This window comes from Paenibacillus sp. Soil766, assembly GCF_001428105.1.
GTDB lineage: Bacteria > Bacillota > Bacilli > Paenibacillales > NBRC-103111 > Paenibacillus_E.
On sequence record NZ_LMSJ01000003.1, the window covers coordinates 1 to 22584 of the forward strand.

The 22584-nt window shown below is 46.7% G+C and carries 17 protein-coding genes; 6 read left to right on the forward strand and 11 right to left on the reverse strand.

Translation table 11 applies throughout. The features are described from left to right. Window positions 1-236: 236 nt before the first annotated feature. Both ASG89_RS37410 and ASG89_RS02920 read left to right on the forward strand, forming a co-directional pair. Complete coding sequence (locus ASG89_RS37410; protein WP_235549574.1) at window positions 237-380, forward strand: hypothetical protein; 144 nt, start codon at window positions 237-239, stop codon at window positions 378-380. Window positions 381-495: 115 nt separating this feature from the next. After that, window positions 496-1470, forward strand: a complete 975-nt coding sequence (locus ASG89_RS02920; RefSeq protein WP_057308810.1) for an aldo/keto reductase family protein — start codon at window positions 496-498, stop codon at window positions 1468-1470. 270 nt (window positions 1471-1740) lie between these two features. Here the strand turns inward: ASG89_RS02920 and ASG89_RS02925 are convergent, their stop codons facing one another. The 8 genes from ASG89_RS02925 to ASG89_RS02960 form a co-directional block, all read right to left on the reverse strand. Continuing rightward, complete coding sequence (locus tag ASG89_RS02925; RefSeq protein WP_057308811.1) at window positions 1741-3264, reverse strand: sulfatase; 1524 nt, start codon at window positions 3262-3264, stop codon at window positions 1741-1743. A 1-nt stretch (window position 3265) separates the two neighbouring features. Further along, the gene (locus ASG89_RS02930; protein ID WP_200963416.1) at window positions 3266-4243 is read right to left on the reverse strand and encodes a glycoside hydrolase family 43 protein; all 978 of its coding nucleotides are present in this window, start codon (window positions 4241-4243) and stop codon (window positions 3266-3268) included. A 32-nt stretch (window positions 4244-4275) separates the two neighbouring features. Continuing rightward, window positions 4276-5175, reverse strand: a complete 900-nt coding sequence (locus ASG89_RS02935; RefSeq protein ID WP_057308813.1) for a carbohydrate ABC transporter permease — start codon at window positions 5173-5175, stop codon at window positions 4276-4278. A gap of 13 nt (window positions 5176-5188) precedes the next feature. Next, a complete protein-coding gene (locus ASG89_RS02940) occupies window positions 5189-6148 on the reverse strand; it encodes an ABC transporter permease (RefSeq protein WP_057308814.1) in 960 nt (319 codons plus the stop codon). A 75-nt stretch (window positions 6149-6223) separates the two neighbouring features. Continuing rightward, the gene (locus tag ASG89_RS02945) at window positions 6224-7825 is read right to left on the reverse strand and encodes an extracellular solute-binding protein (protein WP_057308815.1); all 1602 of its coding nucleotides are present in this window, start codon (window positions 7823-7825) and stop codon (window positions 6224-6226) included. Between the two features lie 147 nt (window positions 7826-7972). After that, the gene (locus tag ASG89_RS02950; protein WP_057308816.1) at window positions 7973-9562 is read right to left on the reverse strand and encodes a response regulator; all 1590 of its coding nucleotides are present in this window, start codon (window positions 9560-9562) and stop codon (window positions 7973-7975) included. Next, on the reverse strand, window positions 9559-11304 hold the full coding sequence (locus ASG89_RS02955) for a sensor histidine kinase (RefSeq protein ID WP_057308817.1): 1746 nt from the start codon (window positions 11302-11304) through the stop codon (window positions 9559-9561). The genes ASG89_RS02950 and ASG89_RS02955 overlap by 4 nt, the downstream gene beginning before the upstream one ends. 213 nt (window positions 11305-11517) lie before the next feature. Next, window positions 11518-17601, reverse strand: coding sequence for an S-layer homology domain-containing protein (locus tag ASG89_RS02960; RefSeq protein WP_057308818.1), 6084 nt, complete (start codon window positions 17599-17601; stop codon window positions 11518-11520). 168 nt (window positions 17602-17769) lie between these two features. Here ASG89_RS02960 and ASG89_RS02965 point away from each other — a divergent pair, with 168 nt between their 5' ends. The 4 genes from ASG89_RS02965 (at window position 17770) to ASG89_RS02980 (ending at window position 20989) form a co-directional block, all read left to right on the forward strand. Beyond that, entirely contained in the window at window positions 17770-18675 is a 906-nt protein-coding gene (locus ASG89_RS02965; protein ID WP_057308819.1) for a helix-turn-helix domain-containing protein, read from the forward strand. Between the two features lie 62 nt (window positions 18676-18737). Continuing rightward, window positions 18738-19562 carry an AraC family transcriptional regulator gene (locus tag ASG89_RS02970; RefSeq protein ID WP_057308820.1) on the forward strand — a complete coding sequence of 275 codons (825 nt, stop codon included), beginning with the start codon at window positions 18738-18740 and terminating at the stop codon, window positions 19560-19562. A gap of 101 nt (window positions 19563-19663) precedes the next feature. Further along, a complete protein-coding gene (locus ASG89_RS02975; protein ID WP_057308821.1) occupies window positions 19664-20530 on the forward strand; it encodes an ABC transporter substrate-binding protein in 867 nt (288 codons plus the stop codon). 153 nt (window positions 20531-20683) lie between these two features. Continuing rightward, the gene (locus ASG89_RS02980) at window positions 20684-20989 is read left to right on the forward strand and encodes a hypothetical protein (RefSeq protein ID WP_057308822.1); all 306 of its coding nucleotides are present in this window, start codon (window positions 20684-20686) and stop codon (window positions 20987-20989) included. 123 nt (window positions 20990-21112) lie between these two features. Here the strand turns inward: ASG89_RS02980 and ASG89_RS37415 are convergent, their stop codons facing one another. The 3 genes from ASG89_RS37415 to ASG89_RS02995 are packed head-to-tail and all read right to left on the reverse strand — an operon-like array spanning window position 21113 to window position 22582. Then, window positions 21113-21490 carry a hypothetical protein gene (locus ASG89_RS37415; RefSeq protein ID WP_414813240.1) on the reverse strand — a complete coding sequence of 126 codons (378 nt, stop codon included), beginning with the start codon at window positions 21488-21490 and terminating at the stop codon, window positions 21113-21115. Continuing rightward, window positions 21459-22088, reverse strand: a complete 630-nt coding sequence (locus ASG89_RS02990) for a hypothetical protein (RefSeq protein ID WP_057308824.1) — start codon at window positions 22086-22088, stop codon at window positions 21459-21461. Before ASG89_RS02990 ends, ASG89_RS37415 begins: the two co-directional genes overlap by 32 nt. After that, window positions 22088-22582 (reverse strand): dihydrofolate reductase, encoded by a 495-nt coding sequence (locus tag ASG89_RS02995; RefSeq protein WP_057308825.1) that lies wholly within the window; start codon window positions 22580-22582, stop codon window positions 22088-22090. The genes ASG89_RS02990 and ASG89_RS02995 overlap by 1 nt, the downstream gene beginning before the upstream one ends. Between the last annotated feature and the right edge of the window lie 2 nt (window positions 22583-22584).

The window sequence follows — 22584 nt, forward strand, 5'->3', positions numbered from 1 at the left end:
AAGAGACATCTGGTGTGGAGATTCGCCAACCGAAGAAGAGAAACAGATAAATAGAAATTTTTGGGAAAAAGGTACCTACGTTTAGGTGGAGCTGCTTTTTAACTATGTTAGTTTAAAACTTTGTGAATTTTTGCACGAAGATGTACCAAGTTGATGATGTGTAAGGTCTAATGCAACGCTAGTGCATGTTTTACATCTAATTGGTGGAATGGAGGATTTCCGACGAAAATAGCTGTATGTTTTCCAGTTATTCGTTGCTGGGGGCTGCATGGGGCATGACGGATGAGGAGTTACTGAGGCGGACTAAGGAAAGCTACTGTAGAGAGCTACAGGGATGCTTTACTGAGCAGCGTTATTACTACTGGAAGAACGTTACCTAAGCCGCCCACTACTTAACTCCACGTAACTAAGTGAACTAATAGTGCCTTCTTGTCGGCCAACCCTACCTCCCTTATACTTACAGCACAAAGGTAAATGAGAGGATGATTATAGCAGATGAAATATAGAAACATGGGACGCAGTGGGTTAAAAGTAAGTGAAATCGCCTTAGGAAGCTGGCTTACATATGGAACAGCTGCAGAGCAAAAAGCGGCGGATGCTTGCATCGCGAAAGCTTTTGACAGCGGTATTAATTTCTTCGATACCGCGAATGCTTATAATCGTGGCGAAGGCGAGAAAGCGATGGGAGCCGCGCTGAAAGGGTATGATCGCTCGAGCTATGTGCTCTCGACGAAAGTTTATTTCCCGATGGGCGATGGCCCGAACGATCGCGGACTGTCCCGCAAGCACATTATGGAGCAATGTGATGCGAGCTTGAAACGACTTGGCGTCGACTACATCGACATCTATTTCTGCCATCGCTATGACATTCACACACCGCTGGAGGAAACGCTTCGTGCACTTGACGATTTGGTCGCGCAAGGCAAAGTCGTCTACCCCGCCGTCAGCGAATGGAACGGCGCTCAAATCACCGAAGCTGCAGGTATCGCTGAGCGCCTCCGTCTACGTCCGCTGATTTCGAATCAGCCGATCTATAATATGTTCGAGCGCTATATCGAGCGCGAGGTACTTCCCGTGTCCGAGCATAAAGGGATCGGTCAGGTCGTCTTTTCACCGCTTGCGCAAGGCATTCTGACGGGTAAATATAAGCTGGGACAGCCTCTTCCCGCCGATAGTCGCGCTGCGAACGATTCTGTCAATGGTGTCATCAACAGTTATCTGAATGACCGTGTACTGCAGACTGTTCATGAACTTGAGCAAGTTGCCCAAGGGCTGGATCTCTCGATCGCTCAGCTCGCGATCGCCTGGGTTCTTCGTCAACCAGGCGTAAGCTCCGCATTAATTGGTGCGACAAAGCCTGAACAGATCGAGGAAAACGTGAAGGCTGTGGACGTCATGCTCGGAGCAGAAACATTGGAGCAAATCGAGGCTATACTGAAGAAAGTCGCGGACTTCTCTCCGGCACGATAATCGCTAGCGGATCATCATTCAACGCAATAATAAGAGGACAGAGCTTACCAAGCTCTGTCCTCTTATTATTGCGCATCACTCATTTGCCCTTATCGTTTCAGGCAAGATTGATTACTCGATCGAGGAACACTTCTTCTGAAGCGACCTCTCCGCCGTAGCCCCATCCATTGTCAGATTTGAAGGCGATGCCACCTAATTCGCTTACGATAATCGGTTGTCCCTTGTAGTTATTCTACTGGTAGTCAATTTGCCACGGCTCACCATAGCGCATCATGCATGCTTGGCTTTAACTTCTGAGTAATTCAACTGAACAGTCGAATTCAAGGGAAGACGATCTTCCTTCTCCATCGTCCAATATAGCAGCTTGCGCTCGAGCTCAGAACGAATCGTTGTGAAGGCAGGATCGTCGAAGTAATTATGCAGTTCGTCATGATCGTTCACTAGATCGTAGAGTTCGCCCTCCCCGTTGGCGTAAATGTTCAGCTTCCATTCCAGCGTGCGAATGCTCTTGCCTTTCCCCACCCATGCATCGCGGTAGGCACACCAAACGAAATAGCGGTTATCGAACGGATGTTCCGGACGAACTGTAATATCGGAGACACGCAGAGGCTCACCTTCCTCCCCGCTCTCGATAACGACGTATTCACGTGGTCTGTAGTCCTCACCTCTCAGGTAAGACGCGAAGCTCTTGCCCTGAACACCTGGCGGAATCGGTATACCAGCCATGTCTAGGAAGGTGGGCATGATATCCACCAGCTCTACCAGGTGATTCGTCCTCTTTGCTCCCTGATACCCCGGGGCTGCTACAATGAAGGGCACGTGGGTAAAGGAGTCGTAAAACATGTTATGCTTCTGGATCAACCCATGGGCACCCATCGAGTCGCCATGATCTGATGTGAAGACAACAACGGTATTATCCGTTATGCCCAACTCGTCCATCTTTGCGAACACACGAGCGAGCGTATCATCAATAAAACGAATCATGCCATAATGAATCGCCCGAACCTTGCGAATCAGGTCATCATCCGCTGTATCCATCGCGTCCATAAGATAAGCCACCCGCTGCCGCTCTGGCTTTCCTTCAAGGTTATCCTTAGGTGGAAGCGGCACCTCGGCGGGATCAATCATACTCGCATAGGGCTCTGGAGCTTGATAAGGTGTATGCGGATCTGGGAATGACAGCCAAGTGAAGAAGGGTTTGTCTGGATCACGCTGATTCTCCAAGTAATCCATCATCGTATCCCCGAGAAGATAGGTACCGCATTTTTCTGGACGAGCAGGATTAGTGCCATGACCCATAGGGCTCAACCAACAGGTATGTGACCACTCATGTGCCGCTTTGGATTCGGGATCGTCTCTGTAACCGTCGACCATATGCCCATGATCAGCCAGCCGGACATAATCGAATACTTGTCTCAGCACACTTGCCTTCTCGCGGTCCGCGATTTCACCTGGGTAGTAAGTCTGAGTGTTTTCCATAAAAGCATGATTCTTCCCGATGATTGCTGTCTGATATCCGTGCTCCTTGAGCACTTGCGGCAGCGTAACTTCCGCAGGGTTAATCATCATATGGTTCGCTTGGACCCCGATGGTAGAAGCGTACCTTCCCGTAAACATCGATGATCTAGACGGGGAACAAGCCGGATAATTACAGAAAGCAAATTCAAAGACAACACCGCGTTCAGCCAAGCTCTCCAATACAGGCGTCTTTAAGACAGGATTTCCGTAAAGACTAAGCGTTTCCGCCGTTTGCTGGTCCGTCTGGATAAGAAGTAAATTAGGCCTGCTATCCATATCATGATCCTCCCATCTGACAATTTGTTCGCGATGGCACAGACTGCTCAGTAATGGTCGGCCCATGTACCTCGATCGAACCGTCCTCACGAAAGCTCATACGATCCAGGCATACCTGACGATTACCACCGCCATCCTGAGGATCGGTGTGCGTGTGATAAATAATAAACAGCTCCGTACCATCCGGAGATTCGGTTACACTGTGGTGACCAGGGCCAGAAATATCCGGTGTATCCGTGAATAAAATTGGATTACCCTCATATTTCGCAAACGGGCCAAGCGGTTGCTTCGAAACTGCGTAGCCGACGGAATAATCCCTGTGTGCAAAACAATTGGCCGAGTACATTAAATAGTAGAGACCACTATGCTTCACAACGAATGGTCCCTCATTCCAGCGATATTCGTTGCCGGATTTGAGTTCCCATTCCTGATCCGGCTTAAGCAGCAAATGCCCCTCCGATTTCACGGTCAGCAGGTCTGAATTCAACTCAACGCCATAGATGTGGCTTTCTTTACGTCCGTCGACCACATTCTCCGAGCAGTCACGGGAATAATACAGGTAACTTCGTCCATCCTCGTCAAGCACCAGATGAGCGTCAATAGCCGCATAACCGAAATCGAACATAGGCTGATCGAACACATCCACGAACGGTCCAACTGGGTTGTCACTTACGGCAACACCAATGCGCAGGCTGTCCTTCTCCTGCCAACGAGCCGTGTAATACATGTAGTATTTACCTTTGAACTCTACCACCTCAGGGGCCCAGAACTGCTTGTAGCCCCACGCTTTGGCATTCTTGCTCTTCTCGTATACGAACCCCTCTTCCTTCCAATCGACGAGATTCATAGAAGACCAAGCCTTGAACCCATCATCGACTGCAGAAGTGGGATAACAGTAATACTTACCGTCCGATGCTTTGAGAATAAAGGGATCACCAATATTCTGAATAGGAATGGGGTTAGTATAAGTGACAGTCACGGTCATCACTCCTTTGCGATAAGTTATATAAGTTAGCCTTTAATCGAACCGATCATGACGCCTTTTACAAAATAACGTTGAATGAATGGATAAAGCAGCATCACAGGAACACTCGATACAATGATGACGGAGTACTTGATGCTTTCGGCCATCATCACACGTTCTGTCATACCAGCGGCACCGCCGCCTGCCATGTCATCCTGATTTAGGATGAGAATTTCCCGCAGAATGAGTTGTAGTGGAAAGAGATCCCGATCCTTCAAATAGATCAAGGCATTAAAATAAGCATTCCAATGCCCTACACCATAGAACAGCACCATAACAGCCAGAATCGGCTTGGATAGCGGTATGATAATGCTCCATAACATTCGGAAATAGGTGCAGCCGTCCATCCATGCTGACTCCTGCAGCTCATTGGGAATATTGTTCTGGAAGAAGCTCCGCATCACGATGAGATTATAGGTCGCAATGGCACCAGGAATCAGCATCGCCCACACTGTGTTAGTAATGCCGAGGCTCTTCACCAGGAGGTAGGTCGGAATCAACCCCCCGCTGAAAAACATGGTGAATGTAACGAAAAACATGAGAAATTGTTGCCCCGGCAAATCCTTCCGGGAGAGAGGGTACGCTGCCAGCAGTGTCATCACTAGATTGATGAAGGTGCCAACTACTGCATAAAAAATGGTATTCGCATACCCGTGCCATATACTACTATTCTCGAATACTTGCTTATAGGGTGCCAATGTGAAGCCCTCTGGCAACAGCCAGACCCGGCCTTCCACAACGTCAATCGGATTGCTGAACGAAGCACTAACCACGAACAGCAGGGGGTACCCTACCATAATCAACAGCACTGCGGTAATGATATACACAGCGGCATCGAAGAGCTTGTCATCGCGTGATCGCAGCTTGTTTTCTATCGTTGTATGCATTCTCTTCTCTCCTCTACCATAGACTCGAATCGGTCTTTTTCCGTGCATACCAGTTCACTAACAGCAGAAGGGTAAAGTCAATCACAGCATTGAACAAGCCCGCTGCAGCCGTATAACTAAACTGGCCTCCCTGAATACCGTTCTTGTATACGAAAGTCGGTAATATGTCGCTTTTGGCGGCGTTAAGCGGATTCTGCATTAGCAGCGCCTTCTCGAAGCCTACATCCATCAGCTGACCGATCTGCAGGATGAACAAAATAATGACAGTTGGCATTATCCCTGGAATCGATACGTGTAGAACCCTCTTGAACCTTGTGGCTCCGTCGATTTTAGCCGCTTCATACAAGGTTGGATCAATACCGCTGAGCGCTGCAAGGTAGATGATCGAACCCCACCCCATATGCTGCCAAATCCCTGAGGTTACGAAGATTGTTTGGAACCATTCTGCCTTTTTCATAAAATTAATGGAATCTATGCCAAGCATGGTTAAGATTTGATTCAGCTTCCCTGTATCGGGATCGAGGAAGATGTTCAGCATCCCGACCAGCACGATGATCGAGAGAAAGTGCGGAATATACGTTGTATTTTGCAGCAACTTCTGAAGCCATCGGCTCCGAATCTCATTCACCAACAGAGCCAGCAGAATGGGAATTGGAAACCCTACCAACAGCTGAAACAAGCTTAATGAGATCGTATTCCACAGCAGATCCCAGAAATAAACCGATGAGAAGAAGCGTTCAAAATGTTTCAATCCAATCCAAGGGCTCCCTAGAATCCCCTTGGTCGCAGAAAAGTCCTTGAAGGCAATGGTGATACCATACATCGGAACATATTTGAACAAAATATACCAAATGACAGGGATCATAAGCATCAAGTAGAGCTCATACCGAACTAGCATTCGTTTCCATAGAACATGCTTTGGCTTCCACCCAGCATCCGTTGGTGTTGTTGCTTTTGCAGCCTCCGCTTGCATGACTTCACACTCCTATTTACATCTTAAGAAGAGCCAGGAGCAGCATACGATCTGCCACTCCCCAGCAAACCTCCATTATTTCTTAGCGTCATAAGCTTTCTGATACGCTTTCTCCAGATCATCGATCTTCATCTTCTTCAGAGTAGCTACATATTCATTCCACTTATCAAAGCTCAACTCGCCAATTATGAATTTCGCAACCGATTCTTTCACATATTTATCAATATCGGCTTTGATCGGAATGATTTGCTCCGAGACTTCTCTATCGAAGATTGGAGCCCCATACACGGTTTTCGGCAAGTAGTTTTCAATGAATTTGTTGACTTCAAGCACCTTATCATTCTCTACGATGTTGCCGAATTTGTCTGAAACCACACCTGGGAAACTTCCACCCGGCACTAGATTCACTTGACCAAGTGCGGCCATAAAGCCACGGGTGTCATTCTTAATCGAATCATTGATGACCGGCTTGCCGTCCTTCATGGTATATGTTTTGCCTTCAACGCCATATTGAAAAAATTTCGAGCCTTCATCGCTATAGAAGTAATCCACCCAGCGAATAGCGGCCTCCGGATCTTTGTTTTCCTTAGAGATCGCAAAAGTCCCGATTGGTGCGGCAATTGGTCCGGTAGCGGAATGCGTTTGATCTCCGTGAGGCCCCTTAATTGGCGTCATCCCTGTAAATTGATTTTCAACCTGCAAGAATGGATCGGAAGCCTGGATGAAGAACATGCCCATAAGCGCTTGGGACAAATTACTCCTCCACTTCGGTATATCGCCCGAGTAGAAGTCCTGCCACAGGAGCTTCTCGCTATACAGCTTATTGAGGAATTGCAGCAGTTCCTTAAAGCGGTCATCTGTCAACCATATTTTTGCCTTATCATCCTTAATATTGATCTGGTATCCCATCTGCTGCTCTAAGCCGAAGGATCCTGAGAATGTGGAATACACCATGCCAATATCCCGTAAACCTAGCGGAATTTCGTCCTTCTTGCCATTCCCGTTCGGATCGTTGTCACGGAACGCGCGAAGCAACGTGAATAGTTCATCAACATTCGTAGGCGCTTTCATATTGAGCTTGGCGAGCCATTCTTTGTTGATCCAAATTTTTTCCGATCGGCCTGAGGTTTGCAGACGTACGCTGGGCAACGAATAAATATGACCGTCCGCAGCCATCACTGTTTTCTTGACCTCAGGGTATTGCTCGAAGATTTTCTTCAGATTCGGCGCATTTTTATCAATCAAGCCCTCCAACGGAATCAGCATTTTCTCCTGTTGGCCGTAGCGTGCGATGTCCGTATTCGTCAGGTTTGCCCTAAGGAAAATATCTGGCAGCTCATTAGCTGCAAAGAGCAGATTTCGCTTCTCATCGCATCCCTGTGCATTAGATGGAAGCTGGTCAAATTGCAGCTTGACGTTGGTCATTTTCTCATATTCCTGGAAAATAAGGACATCCTTCCAATCTGCATGGTTCGGGTCCTTGCAACCGAATACTTTCTGGGTGACGGGCTCCTTCGCGATGGGAAAGCCAGTTTGCGTGAGGTTCGTCGCAACTTCCGCACTCCCCTTATTTGCTTCTGCTTCCTCATTCGATTTGCTGCAGGCGGTAGTAAGCGCAGTTACAGTTAAGGCGGTAGCAAGCATCATTGTCATTCGCTTTCTTGTCTTTACCTTCATTAACGTTCCATCCCCTTTTTTTCATATATAGGTCCCCTAGCCCTTGTTGGAAAGGCTTTCATCTTGGAATCTGATCTGATTATAATCCGAACATAAATCTGAAAGCGTTTCACATTTATGTACTTTCATATCAAATTTATGCAGATGTTACGATTCGGAACGTTCCTTATTACGTTGCATGTAGACGTTGGGCGTCTCCCCAGTAGCCTCTTTGAACACTCGGATAAAGTAGCTGTTGCTGCTAAATCCCAATTTAGTGTGCAGCTCCTTAAGCGGTGTGTCCCCCTCAAGAAGCAACAGCTTGCTCCGTTCGACACGATGCTCCGTCAGCAGCTCCGTGAACGTACGACCGCTCTCTTCCTTCACAAGCCGGCTTAAATATGAAGGGGTGATTCCCAACATTTCTGCGGTCTCCTCCAAGGTAATTCCTTCTCGATATCGGGCCGCAATGATCTGCAATGCTTGTCTCACATGACGCGAATGACTAGAAGAAAAGTTAAGTCTTTGAAGCTCCTGAGCCAGCCTTGTATAGATGCCGCATACCGCCGCTTGCGCCTGCTCATTCGTCAGTCCCGGACGCTGAAAAATCGAAAGTCCTTCCACCATCCAGTCAGCTGATACGTCCGCCTTCCGGGCAATTTTGGCTGCAATCTGCACCAATTCCGCGGACACTCGCTCCTGAAATACTCTTTCGTCTTTCCCCTGCATCTCTGTGCCCATAATTCCCTGAATGATCTCGACTGCTTCCTGGGCATCGGCTGCTTCCATGGCAGCGAGTAGCCGCTTCTCGTGTCCAATGGTCACATAAGGTCCTTTCGCCGAAAGCCTAGCATGAATAAACTGCTCAGCTTGTCCTTCTACTTGTTGAACCAAATTGTGATAATCCTCTCGGCTATGGTCAAGTGATAAGATAATCGGACTAATATGAATGCTTGCTGCCAAATTCATGTAAAGCTTCAGTGAAGATTCTAAGCGGGCGCTCTTTGCAGAGACCCACTGGGCCACCGTATATTCGCTGCGCTCCTTGCCACAGTTCAGCAGTACTGCCCAGCGTCCGCGATCCATGGCAACGGTACAGCTCAAGGGATAACCTCCCGCTGCCTGCTCGCATAGATCCGTCACCGACCGAAGATAAGGGATCAATTCCTGCTCTTTGAGACGTGCTGTAAGCACATCATAGTGAGCAAGCTGTACGAGCATAAGAACCCACCGCGGTTTATCGATACTAGATTTATTATCCGAGAAATACTGCCCCAATAGCTGCAGGTCAACCTCTACCCCCATAAGATGATCACGTAGAATTGATCGTGCCAAAGCGATGTCTGCCTGCTCCTTCACTCTCGACTCTGCCTCTTGTTCCTCAAGCTGACTGCGGACCTTACCGACTACAGTGCTTAACGTCTCGGAGGTAAGCCGATGCTTTAATAAATAATCCACCGCCCCATAGCTAAGGGATCCCCGAACATACTCAAAGGAATCATAGCTGCTCAGCACGATGACCTTCAAACGAGGGTTTGCTGTAAGTAAATATCGGGTCAACGCCAGTCCGTTCATTCCTGGCATGCTCATATCCACGATCACCGCATCTGGCTGCTGCAACTTGACAAGCTCCAGCGCTTGCAAGCCGTCTCCCGCTTCTCCGCAAATCGCGAAGCCTTCCTTTTCCCATTCCAAAAGAGATCGAAGGTGATTGCGTACCAGTGGTTCATCATCAATGAATGCGATTTTCCAGTTCATCTGTCCTCCTCGCCTTTCTCTTTAAATTGCGGGAGCCGCAGCTCTGCCGTAGTCAATATCCCTGGTACACTAACTATCGATATTCCGTATTCTTCACCGAAGGTCAATCTGATGCGGTCCCTTACATTGCTAATGCCGATACCGGTTCCTCCCTGCACATTATGCTCAGGTTCGTGCTTATGAATGGCTTCAATTTGTTCTTCTGAAATCCCCACACCGTTATCTGTAACGTCAATAATGACATCAGAGGATCCACGGCAATAGCTCTTAATGGTAATTCTCCCCTCTCGTTCCGGTGAGACGCCAAAACCATGCAGCAGCGCATTCTCCACGATCGGCTGAAGTACAAGCTTCGGGATCAAGCAATCCAGCGTGCTTTCCTCCGCATCGATACTTACGGTTACACGATCCAGAAAGCGGTACTTCTGAATGCTCAAATACCGCTTCAACAGCTCCAACTCTTCACGAATTGGGATAAGATCTCGCTTCTGATCTACTGCGAACCGCATAAGCTCGACCAATGCAGCTGAAATTTCACCAATATTAGGGACTTGTTGAATTTTGGACAAATAATTAATAGTGTTCAGTGTATTATAGAGAAAATGAGGATTAATTTGGGATTGCAGCGCCCGGTATTCAGCTTCCCGCTTTTGTCTTCCCCGCTCCTCCGTCTCCTCCATTAACTCCTGCACATGAGTCATCATGGAAGAGAACATATCGCTAAGCTGACCAACCTCATCCTCTGTATGGATGTGCGGTCTTGCCTTCAACTGTCCTCCTCGAACACGTTTCATTGTATTATGCAACCGCTTAAGGTTTTTGGTGATCTGCTTGGAGAGCACGATCGACACGATATGCACGGCAAGCAGCACTAGCACTGTAACCAAGATCATGTCTCTTCGAATCTGATGCACCTCTCGCAGCAACTCACTTGTCGGAACTATGCCAATCGTTGTCCAGCCGATGAGGTCGGATACAATCTGTACAGTTAGGTACTTATCTCCGTCTACCGTTTCAAAGCTCCCACCCTGTTCTGTTCTTTGCTCCCTGTAGATTTTCTCGATCACTGAGGCAAGATCAGATATTCCGCTCCAATTCGAACCGCTATGATAAATGACCTTGCCCTGGTCATCCACAACTCCGATAAGACTCCCTTTCAATGGTTGAATTTCAAAGACGCTTTTCATAAAATCGGTATTGAATTCAATCACGCAAAGCCCGATACTTTTACCTCCTGCTAGCAAGGGCCTGACAAGAAGAATGGAATTCTCCATGGAAGCGTCTAATCGCACATGCCTTCGATTTTCCTGCAAGTCCTCTTGCTCAAGCAGTCCTTGCAACTTGGTCTGTCCTATTCTCGTAAAGCCGTTCTGGAATATCTTACCGTTATACCCAATGATAGAAATTCGTTGAATATAGGTTTTATAAGTTGCCATAGAAGCGATGTAATCCTCAACCAGCTTCTTCTCCTGAAACCATTCATAGGATGGAGCAGCTGTGGTACTAAGCAAGCTTTGCGCAACTATATCCCTTGTAACGATTACCTTAGCAATTTGGTCAGCTTCCTCCATTGTGGAGCGGAGTTTTTCATCCGCCCTTCGGATGCTGTCGGAAATGAATGTCGTCGCATTCTCTTCAATGACATGTGAGGCATTTCGATACGTACTATAAGAAATCGGGATAATGGCCAAGCAAATCATGATGCTGAAGGCCAGGAACATTTTCCCTTGGATCGTGCGCATTCATCTTCCCCTCCGCTTTCTTATTGGCATGAAAAGCCACCTAACCGACACATTATTCGGAAAGGTGGCTTATTGTGCTTTCTGCCAAGGTGCCGCTTTCGGTGGCAGAAGATCTATGGCAGCCTCTTTAAGCAACTGTTATTGTCATATTATCGTGCAAATGGATGAATGTAAACGTTATACTGCTTCGTTTATCTTACAAGATCACATAGCTTACGGGTTTATCGATGCAATCAACTTCATAATTACCGTAACCGCTTCTGCCCTCGTTGCATATCCCGCTGGCAAGAATCTATTGTCTGGATATCCCTCGATGAGGCCTTGCTTATGCGCTGATCTTACAGCACTTACTGCCCAAGAGGAAATTTCACCCTTGTCCCTAAAGGTAATTTCATCTTCGGACATTGCCAGTTTAGCTGCATTGACTGCCATGACAGCCATCTGTTCTCGACTGATTAAGTCGTCAGGAGCGAAACTTGTGTCATTGTAGCCGCTTGCGATTCCATAAGCACTTGCCGTCGAGATGTCATCCTTCGCCCAATGAGAACTGGTGTCCTTGAATACTTTGCCCGACTTCGACTGAAGCTTCAAGGCAGCGACAAGGAACTTCACGAATTCCGCCCGAGTGATGCTGTTGTCCGGCTTAAAGGTTCCGTCTGGATAGCCTTCTACTGCGCCTAAAGCGATCAGTTTCTGGATATTTGCGTTCGCCCAATGTTCAGCAATATCCGTAAGCTTTACGGTAATATCCGGAGGTACCGCTGTTTCATTCCCAGTCGTAATGGTTCCGGTCACACCGCCAGAAGGACTGCCGCTTCCGCTTCCGCTATGGTCATCGTTTCCATCGCTTTCCTGTATGAGTGCAGTCTGTGTATAGACAACAAACTTGGTGAAGTGCTTCGTCCAAATCACCTTATTCAAACCGACATCTATTGTTGCTTCTCCCCCTGCTGCAATCTCCGCATCTGCCGCAGCTTGCATATCTGCGCTTACGTGGCCTGTAATCTTTGAAAATAAAGTTCCTCTAGAGAAAGCTACATCTTTGCCCGCTGCGCCAGGAATAACCATTCTGACCGCCTTACTCAGCGACAGCGGAACATCACCGAAGCCCACTTCAATGACGGCATTCACTGCCGCTGACTTTCCTATGTCAGGTACGGGGGTTACTGAATGAGTTGCCACTATTTGCGGCAGATGAATCGTTCCATCCCAGTTGTCTGCTGTACGAGCGCTAATCGTAGTTCCTTTCGGAAAGCTCACCGATATCGGCGATGAGCTCATCGAGGTTACCGTCAACACGTTTAATTCCGGGAGTCCGGCAGTTGCGACAGTACCTCCAGATGGCGCGTAGATCAGTTGAGTTACACTGATTGATGCGTCGGTTACGGAGGAAGGTACGTTTATGCTGATTGGCGCAGCGAGAGCCGAAGTCTGGTTAGTGACAGCAAGCTGCTTGTTTGCTGTGCTTACGTTTACTTCAGTTAAGCCGATCTCTTCAGGCTCATTGTAAACCATGCCTGCCGGGACAACGACCACATTGGCAATCGCTTGAGGGGTTCCTTCCATTGTCGACCCGTATAACATACCGGATGTCATATCCACAGGAATTGTAAACGAGCCGGTAAAACCTCCGCTTTCATCAGAGGTTGGAGCTGTCATAACAGCTACCGGAGTTCCGTCTGACTTGACGACTTGAACGGATATAGCAGTATTGGCGGACGTCGTTCCTGTCAACGTAATCGTATCACCTGCCGAGCCATAGGTCGGGCTCATCGTTAAGGTGAGGGATGAAACCGTCGGTACATCCAGCGTTCTGACCAGAACGGAGGGTCCGTCTGTTGTCCAGTTGCCCGACGCATCGACAGCTTCCACCTTGAACGTGTAAGCAGTACCAGCAGCCAAACCGGTTACATCTGTACTATACACATTTCCCGCAACCGTCTTGTACAGCAAGCCCTCCTTATATACCGCGTAGTTTATCGTATTTACGTTATCCGCTGCCGGCCATGCAAGCGAAAGTCCCGTTTGCATTACGTTCGATGGCGTGAGAACAGCATCGCTCCAAATGGGTTTCTCCGCGTCATGTTCGTCCTGTCCTAAAACCACAATCTCGGACAATCCCGCATAACCAGTACCCAGCATTTCTGTCGCCTCAAATTTCACCCAGCTTGCATGCATTGGCGAGAAGGTTGCAATCGCTGCAGCTCCATGCTCATTAGGGAATGTCACATTCATCGTAGTTCCGTTACTGAACGTCAGTTTTCCTTTTGAAATCTTTCTATCAGGGGAAGCACTATCATACACAGCTACGCTGGTTATCGACTTTGCTTGTGGCCAATTAAGCTCTGCCCAAGTTCCTGCTTTCTCGTCATTGCTCATCCACTCATACAGATCCGCAAACTTTGTATAAATACCGATCTCGCCATCATTCAGGCTTCCAAGGCTGTATCCTGGCTTGGTCGAAGAGGCTGTCAGGGTTGCGAATCGCGCAATATTCGTGTATCCATAAATCCCGGAAGGCAACGGTTGCGGCTGAAGCGTCGGTCCGTTCACATAGACGGTGCCATCCGATCTGAAGCCCATTCGGTTAAAAAATGAACCCTTGTTCTCTTCCGGTACCGACGTGCTTCCCGAACTGCCATCTGCTTGATTCGGACAATAGGTGATAAATAGTTCGCTGCCATCGGGTGAAGAAACAATGCTGTTATGCCCTAGTCCTCGCATTAAAGTACTTGGAAACAAGCCGTCGCTCTGGGCAATCGGATTATTGCTGTATTTAATAAATGGCCCTAGAGGACTGTCCGAGGTTGAATACGCCAAATTATAATACATGGAATTGTAGTTATTCGTTGAGTAGAACAAATAATATTTATCATTGTATTTGTGCACCCACGGCGCTTCATTCCAGTACACGCCAACATCCGTTGATTTGCGCTCGTAAGGTTCAGTCGGTGCCGATAACAACACCGGTTCCCCCTTGATCGACCTCAAATCGCTGTTCATTTCAACACCGTAAATGTTGCTTTGACGTTCCTCAACACCGTTGACCGTCACATAATTGCCAGAAACGTCCTTCGAATAATACATATAATACTTTCCGTTGGTGTCTTGAAAAATGTGTGAATCAATGGCCGCATACGAGTCAAAAAGTGGTCTGCCCATATCCGTAAATGGCCCCGAAACACTATCGCTCTCCGCTATACCCAAACGGTGAAAAGATTTGTTATCGGTGTTCCATACCTTGACATTATCGAGGATCATTCCCTGTTTGCCTAATTGCGAGTCTGCAAAGCCGACATGAAAGACGCCATTCTTTGTAGCATCTGTAAGATTAAAAGTATACTGTCCTGTTCCTATCGTATTGGTTCCCGACTCATTCCCAATGCTTGCCGTCACGATACCCGTCTCATAATTGGCTCTAAGCACCAGATGATACCAGCTATCTGAGAGATTGTAGCTGCCGAGATTTTGGCCACCTGACATGACAGCAGCACCCGTGGTGCCAAACTCCAGAAAAGGCCTATTCGGATCGTCGATAATTGTCGTCAATTGATCTCGAGTCGCTAATGGCACCGAAGATTCCGCATACATCCTGCGGTCGACTCCCCCTGGATATTTGACATCTGCCTCAAATACCGTCTCTCCCCGTCTATAGTTCGTATTGAACAAAAATGATAATGCCTGACTAGCTGCTTCATCTGAGTCTGTGTAAATGTGCAGCGCCTTATTCGTTGTATCGGAACCCTTAGGAGCTGCAACAACTTCAACATTCAATTGAGAGTTTGCAGTTCCCAGTGAAGGCTTGAGTCTGACACTAGGATTCAGTTCCAATTCAACCGTTGCTGTATTCAAATCTCCTGTTGAGCCGTTATCCGTCAATGCCAATTTCTGAGGAGATTTTATAATAGCAGACCAGCTGTCGTCACTGCGATAGATCTCAGGAAGTGATGTAAAATCCATGCTTTCGAAATTTTCGTTCATTATCGTTGTATTCTTCTTGGCGCTATAGGTCAAATAATACTTTCCATTAAACTTGTACACTTCGACTGCCCAAAAATCATGCCATACATTGTTCCACGTTGCCCATGTACCATTTAATTGAACATCCGGTTCATCTTTCCAAATTATCATATCCTCAGATGAACGCGCCTTGATAACCTTATTAACTGCATCAACAGCATACTGATAATAGGTACCGTCGATCTGGAACACGCTGATGGTGCCTGGCTTGACAGGGTCTTTATAATAAGCTTCCCTGTATATCTTCAGATTGTCGATCAGAATACCGTTATTGCCAAACTGATCGTCTGCAAATCCCAGATGAATCAAACCATCCGCAAAGTTATAACTGATATTTCCCAGTTTATTTAATTCATACGTTTCAAAATCTTGCGCATATCTGCCATCCAAATTATAGATAACCGTTCTGACCTGCCCGGTCTCCGTATCCACAATGAACCTGACCCTTCGCCACTTGCCATCGGTTAGAGAATTGCCAGTTGTCTGTCCTCCGCTAATCGTACCTGTCCCATCGTTGTTTATCTGAAAATAGGGCATGTTTGTACTCGAAATCAGTGTGGTCAGTTGATCACGCGTGCCGATCGGTATGCCGGATTCCGCATAGAGTCTTGGCCGTCTCGTATCGTTCGCTTGTATACCGGGGTAAAATACATCAAGTTCAAGATCAATCGTACCCTTTTGAGGTGCATGAAACCCAAATCCCAGCACTGTATTCCCATAACCGTCTGACGATTTGATCCTCAATGCCTTGGTTGACGTTCCGCTATTTCTGGTAACCGACTCTATCTGGTTAATGAAGGTGCTGCGCGATTGACTGACAGCGGGTTGCATATAGACATCATTATTGAGTGCTAATTTCACCGTTGTCGCTTCACGATTATCTTCTACCCCCTGGTCATACAGCGTGATTGCTGATGGGGATATCGCAATAGGAGGCTTACCGCTTAAGTCAGTGGGATCCTTAGCCGGAATGTAACGGTACGTTTCGGTTAATACCGAAAAATCAAGGTTCTCGAAGGTTTCATCCAAAAGCATTTGATTGCCATCCATCTTTCCTGTATAGGCATAGGGTTCCGTCATTCCGCCAGGTGATTGCAAACTTGACCAATCTTCACCGTCAGCAGACGCTAACACCTGTCCGTTAGCACCAACGATAACAAATCTGCTGCCGTCATAGAAAATGGACTTTAAGTCGGCAGAAACTCCAGAGGTTTTCTTCGTAAAATTGACGCCATCCGTCGAGTGGAATATTGCTCCTGCAGTACCCACTGCAACGACGGCCGTCGCGTTGCTGGCGACAGCCAAGAATTGAGCAGGAAAATCGGAAGATTGCCGTATACGAAAATCGGTTTCAGCCCAAGTACCATTCGTTCCACTCGGCATGCCGTTTGCGGTGGTTGAGAAGTAAATTCCACCGCGCCCTGAACCGCCATTGCCTGTAACCGCGATCCATTCCGAATTAAACCAGGTAAGACCATTTATTGGCCTTAAATCTCCAGTTACTGTATCTCCGGCATAAGGACTAAAATTGGTAGCTGATGTTCCTGTCGGTGATGTAGGCGGGCTTCCTCCTGAATACCCTGCGAAGTCAAAATAATGGATGATGCCTCTCGCGCCCTGTGATGCACTGCCTATAAGCAGCTTATCCTCGTTCCATGCTATTGAATGGGAATTATTTGTAGAAAGCGATAGGGCTGCCCATGTAAAATCAGATCCATTCCACTGCCCGACAAAAGCCTGCTGGCTATTCGCTGGTGTTTTGGTCGGGAGAACCGAAATAAATACCTTTGTCCCATTGCTCAATTTATGATAGCTTAATCCCCATACAGCTCTTGCGCCGGTAGCGGTACTAAGCGTAGTTGATTTATCAAACCAAGTAAGGCCGTTATCCGTTGATACCAATGTAGTTGAATTTTGCCCTCCTATAACAAATATTTCGTCATCAGGATCATAGACAACTGCATTGAGGTTTAATGTAAACGTAGTCAAAGGAGTGCCACTGGCATTTAAAATACTGCTTGCATTCATTTTAACCCATTTACCCGAAGATAGGTCTGATCCTTCACATCTGTACATGATACCACCAGCACCAACAGCCATGTACACTGGATTATCAGAATTGCCATTATACGCTACCGAAGTAAGCACCTTTCCATTTTCGATCTGTGCAGCATGGCTCACAGTTCCAAATCCGAACAACGTCATGTTGCATACAAGAAGCGCAAGCAACAACAAACTAATTATTCGCTTCATCCGTTTCGCCCCATTATTTAACATTTTTATGTTTCCCCTCCTATTTTTCTTCAATTACATGTAAACGCTGCCACACGCTCAATAAGTGAATGTGCTACAATAAAATAGTAGCATACTGGGTTATTTCACAACCGATTAAGAATTATGCATTTTCGATTATGTTGATATAGATGAAGAGGGAGGCTGGCACGAGTGGCCATACTAAGCAGAATCAGATTTATCGAGGACCTGTTTATACGAATGGCATGGGTTATCGAAAATGTTGTGAACGTCGAAACAGAATTCCCTCGTGCGAGTTACCCAAAAACGATTATATGGGTTATAGTGGAAGGCAAAAGAACGATCGAGGTGAACGGCTCTCTTCATGACGTGCAGGCAGGGGATATTGTCATCATTCCGCCTCAAACGGCTAGAATCCTTTTGCCAAGTGCCCCCGCTTCTGGACCGTTTCACTACTATTCCATAGGCTGCGATATTAAGATCGGATCTTTAAACTTTACTGAGCTGTACAATCTTCCGTTACGAACACGGATTGCCGATAGATCTGCTTTTGAAGAAATTTCGCAATTGACTGGGAAGCTCCTGGTGCAATCGCTGAAAGTGATTAAAGCGCTTAATGCCTTGGATCAGCCCCACCTGATCGTCAGCAGTGTCAATACCGACGAAACGGTCGCACTGCTCGCCGTAAACGCTTCTTTCCACGACTGGTTCGCCCGTTTTCTCGAGATGATGCGATGCTATTTACCAGCCGAGCCACAAGAGATAGACCCGCGCATCAGTAAGCTTTGCACGTATATGCAGATGAACCTGGACAGACGGCTTACGATGCCCGATTTAGCACAATACTTATATGTAAGCGAAAGTCATCTGCGCCTCTTGTTCCGCAAAGCAATGGGCGTCCCGCCTTCGGAGTATTTGCGCCAGCTCCGCCTTCAGCATGCGAAGGACCTGCTCGTCAATACGTCCTACTCGTTGAAGGAAATAGCTGAGCTTTCTGGCTTCGAAACGCTGAATCATTTCAGCCGGGTTTTTAGCACATATGAGTCCGTTCCAGCCATCCAATACCGAAAGCGTTATTATGGCAGCATTCAGGTGTAGCTGCGGATCCGCGCAACAAGCGTCAGTTTATTTTGCATCCACGTGAAAAAGAGGTGACTCTAATGCTTGATATCAATGAGCTCGCTGCACAATATACGGGTCGAGTCGTAACGGTTGCCGGCGTGTTTAAAGCCGTGATACCCGCGAATAGTACCTATCATTCTTACACCAAGGAACGCCGCACACCAACTTCTGGTTATGTGTTTATCGTGAGAGGGAGCGGCTCGTTCATTTTTAACGAAACCACTTATCCGCTTCAAGCTGGCATGGTTGTCCATGGTGGCCCCCAGATGACATTGACCATGTCGACAGAGGATTCGGAGTTGGAATATATTCTCGTTAGATATTCGCTGGACGACGTAGCATCTACAGCTCTTCCTGCTCAGCCTCTACTAACCAATGAACATTTCAAATTAGAGCCAGGCCCTGGTCCCCTACTGAGTGAACACTTGAACCAATTATATGACTCCTTTTTCACACCAGGTCAGATGGCATTACTTCGAACTGGATTTCTTTTTCATATGATTATTTATGAGTTGTTTGCTTCCTGCCTCAATCGACTCAATGGGAGCAGTAAGGACATGATTTCACACGTTAGAGACTACATTCATAATCACTATATGGATACTTTAAATTTACAAAAGCTAGCTGATATTCATGGGACAAGCCCGAAGTCTTTTTCTTATTTTTTCAAAAAATACACAGGTGTGTTCCCGATTGATTACTTGATTCAACACCGTATGAAACGTGCTCAGGAGCTGCTGACGCTGGGCAATTACACGATCAAGCAGGTTGCTGCAAGCGTTGGTTATGAAGATGCCCTGTATTTTAGCCGACTATACAAAAAGCACTTCGGTTACACCCCAAGCCAATCCCAACGGAATTAGCGAATAATCCATATCGGATTCTTCATTTGTCCATTTTCAGAAAGATGACTTGTTTGATATAGTCTATTGGTAATGAAAATCATTATCAAGGAGAATGAACTATGTTTCTATTGAAAAAAGGCTGGATGCTCACATTCAGTATCTTATGTGTTTTTGCAATACTCGCAGCTGGCTGCGGAAATGGCAGTACGGCAAGCTCAACCGTTACGCCTGCTTCCTCTAGTGCAGCGGCTGCTACAACGGCCCCTGTCAAAAAAGGCCCTTCCAAAATCGTCGTCACCTATTTCCCATATGCGGATCACCTCTTTGCACTTGGTAAAGCCGATGCCGTAGCAGGCGTTGTTAATCTGAAATCGTTGCAAGATTTCCCGGTTTACGATTTGTTGAACCCCGATCTAATTATCGCTTCGGATGCTGATCAGAAGGATCTAGAGCAATTGAATAAAATTGCCAAAACCGTCACGGTGAAAGCCACTTTAAATTGGCAAGAAACGATTCGCGGAGTTGCCGCTGCTGTTGAGGAAGAGGCTGCTGCCGAAACTTATGTCAATCAGTTCCTAAATAAACAAACGGAAGTCAGTACCGTGATCGAGAAATCAGGGGTAAAAGGAAAAACAGCGCTTTTCGTAATGCCTTGGAAGAAAGGATTTACTTACTGGAGCGGTTCCCGTATGGCGATTTACTACGAGAAGTTGGGCTTCAAGCCTTTTGAAGGGATGAAAAACGTCGGTGAAATTACGCTGGAGGGAATCAGCGAATTGAATCCGGAGTACATCTTCATTGGGAAGGATTACACGAATTCAAGTGAGGTTACCTTGGATTCGCTGAGCCAGAACCCGGTTTGGAACTCCTTGTCTGCCGTCAAAAACAAAAAAATGTTCGTTGTAGACACCGAAATTCTAGGTCCGCTGGCCATGGGGCAAGTTAAAGGTCTCGACTATATGAGTAAGCTGTTTGCTGCCAAATAAGCTAAACAATGAAGCCGTTCCTAAGGTCAATAGACCTAAGAGCGGCTTTTTATTATAGAATAGGTTATATTTACCATTAAGATACTTGTAATAAATACCCAATCCGAGGCGTATTACTTTTTAATCTAACAAATTAGTAAACGGGAGGCTTTTATGGATAACCGACATCTATTATCCGCTTTAAGCTATTTTAGCGTATTTTTCGCTCCTTTTCTTTTGCCAATAATTATTTATTTCGTTGTTACGGACAGCGAGGTCAAGCATCACGCCAAATGGGCGTTCCTCTCACATTGCTTACCCATCGCAGGCTTTATTCTTACCTGGCTATTGGGTTTAAACAGCATAGTTAATGGAGGTCACATGTCACAGTTCATCATTCCTTTGATACTAACTGGGCTTGCCTATTTGGTCGTCTTTATCTGGAATATTGTAATGGGCATTAAAGTGTTAGCTCGTTAAGTTAAAAAGACCACCCGACACTTGTTCGTGTCAGGCAGACAGCATGGATGAAACGCCTTAGCTCACATTCACTCTAATGGTTTTCGAAAAATGTGCATATATTTTCATTAATTAATTTTGATTCTATAAATAGCGTTCTGCATACTCCATGAACTTCTGCCAATCGTATTCTGTCATATCATGTTTACCGTTACGCAAATGGTAACCCATGCCTTCCGTATGTAATTGTGAATCCGGCGAGGGCATTGGCTGTTGAGAAATGCCCTTCAAGCCGTACAAACTGTAAACAGGTACTGCGTATTTCAGCCCTAAAAATTCCGAATACGGATCCGCCCATTCATCTTCTGTGGCACTGGTGATGTAAATGGATCTAGGAGCAATTAAAGCCGTCAGCATATGCTGATCGACTGGAAGCGCGTACTCGTTGCCATTGAATTTTTTATAATTTTCATTAAACCAGTGCGGGAACTTATCGTTTATTTGCGCGATAGTCTCCCCAATTTTCCCCGTCCATTCCTCTGCTTGCGGCCCAGGCCCATGCTGCGACCGATCCCCAAGCTTCCTTCGGACGTTCCGAACCGAATGATTCAAACAATCCATGTACGCCGTTACGAAAACCGTCATGGTAATCGGGATCTGCGTCTGTATAATCAAAAACAGCAGCTGCGAAGCCTCGTGCTACAATGGATTCAGCCGGCCAAAATGAGGATTGCTTTCCCCTCGTCGGATCCATATGTTCGGAGCCTCTGTTATTAATGAGAAGGAAAGTAGGTACAGGTCGTTCAGCCGCACGAGTTGGCACAAAAAGTAGCATGTGAATGACTCCCCTGCCCTCAGGTCCTTCTAGCCAAATCCGCACCTTTTTGCGAACGGCTGCCCCACCCATCATGCCTTCTTTCTTCTCCACATCAAATGAGACTTTTTCTCGGGGCATGTTAGGTGCAACTCCGAAAACATTCTCCTCGAACAGCCTCAACACTCTATCCCTACGAGATCGAATCCATTCCTCCGAGCTCGTTATTGTGCCCTCGCCGATTTCCTTGAGAGGGTCTGGCAACAGCCGCTCTCCACTCTCCGGCATAATATGAAACAACTTCATTAGAACACAGCCCTCCTTGCATACACATAGAAATAATACGTGTACGGATTCTCTTCATCCGTAATGCCTTGTTGAGTGGAAACCTCATCCCACTCCGTATAGTCAATCTCTGGAAAGTAGGTATCCCCTTCAAATTCATGATCGATTTTGGTCACATAGAGCTTGTCTGCATAGGGTAAAAATAATCGATAAATTTCTTCACCGCCAAAAATGAAGATCTCTTCTTCTCCTCGGCACATCGCCAATACCTCTGCAACGGAATGGGCGACCTCGCACCCTTGGGCGGAATAGCTCGTATCCCTAGTTAGGATGATATTCCTTCTCCCAGGCAACGCTTTGCCAATCGACTCGAAATTCTTCCTCCCTAGAACGATCGAATGCCCCATCGTCGTTTTCTTTACATACTGCCACTCTTTGGGTAGTCTCCACGGCAGATCATTATTTTTACCAATCACGCGATTCTTGTCCATAGCTACTATAAATGAAATTGTCAAAG

Coding starts and splice junctions, on each gene's coding strand:
- ASG89_RS02975 (WP_057308821.1), top strand. CDS start 19,664: ATGTTTCTATTGAAAAAAGGCTGGATGCTCACATTCAGTATCTTATGT.
- ASG89_RS02970 (WP_057308820.1), top strand. CDS start 18,738: ATGCTTGATATCAATGAGCTCGCTGCACAATATACGGGTCGAGTCGTA.
- ASG89_RS02945 (WP_057308815.1), bottom strand. CDS start 7,825: ATGAAGGTAAAGACAAGAAAGCGAATGACAATGATGCTTGCTACCGCC.
- ASG89_RS02990 (WP_057308824.1), bottom strand. CDS start 22,088: ATGAAGTTGTTTCATATTATGCCGGAGAGTGGAGAGCGGCTGTTGCCA.
- ASG89_RS02940 (WP_057308814.1), bottom strand. CDS start 6,148: ATGCAAGCGGAGGCTGCAAAAGCAACAACACCAACGGATGCTGGGTGG.
- ASG89_RS02955 (WP_057308817.1), bottom strand. CDS start 11,304: ATGCGCACGATCCAAGGGAAAATGTTCCTGGCCTTCAGCATCATGATT.
- ASG89_RS37410 (WP_235549574.1), top strand. CDS start 237: ATGTTTTCCAGTTATTCGTTGCTGGGGGCTGCATGGGGCATGACGGAT.
- ASG89_RS02960 (WP_057308818.1), bottom strand. CDS start 17,601: ATGTTAAATAATGGGGCGAAACGGATGAAGCGAATAATTAGTTTGTTG.
- ASG89_RS02920 (WP_057308810.1), top strand. CDS start 496: ATGAAATATAGAAACATGGGACGCAGTGGGTTAAAAGTAAGTGAAATC.
- ASG89_RS02950 (WP_057308816.1), bottom strand. CDS start 9,562: ATGAACTGGAAAATCGCATTCATTGATGATGAACCACTGGTACGCAAT.
- ASG89_RS02980 (WP_057308822.1), top strand. CDS start 20,684: ATGGATAACCGACATCTATTATCCGCTTTAAGCTATTTTAGCGTATTT.
- ASG89_RS02925 (WP_057308811.1), bottom strand. CDS start 3,264: ATGGATAGCAGGCCTAATTTACTTCTTATCCAGACGGACCAGCAAACG.
- ASG89_RS02935 (WP_057308813.1), bottom strand. CDS start 5,175: ATGCATACAACGATAGAAAACAAGCTGCGATCACGCGATGACAAGCTC.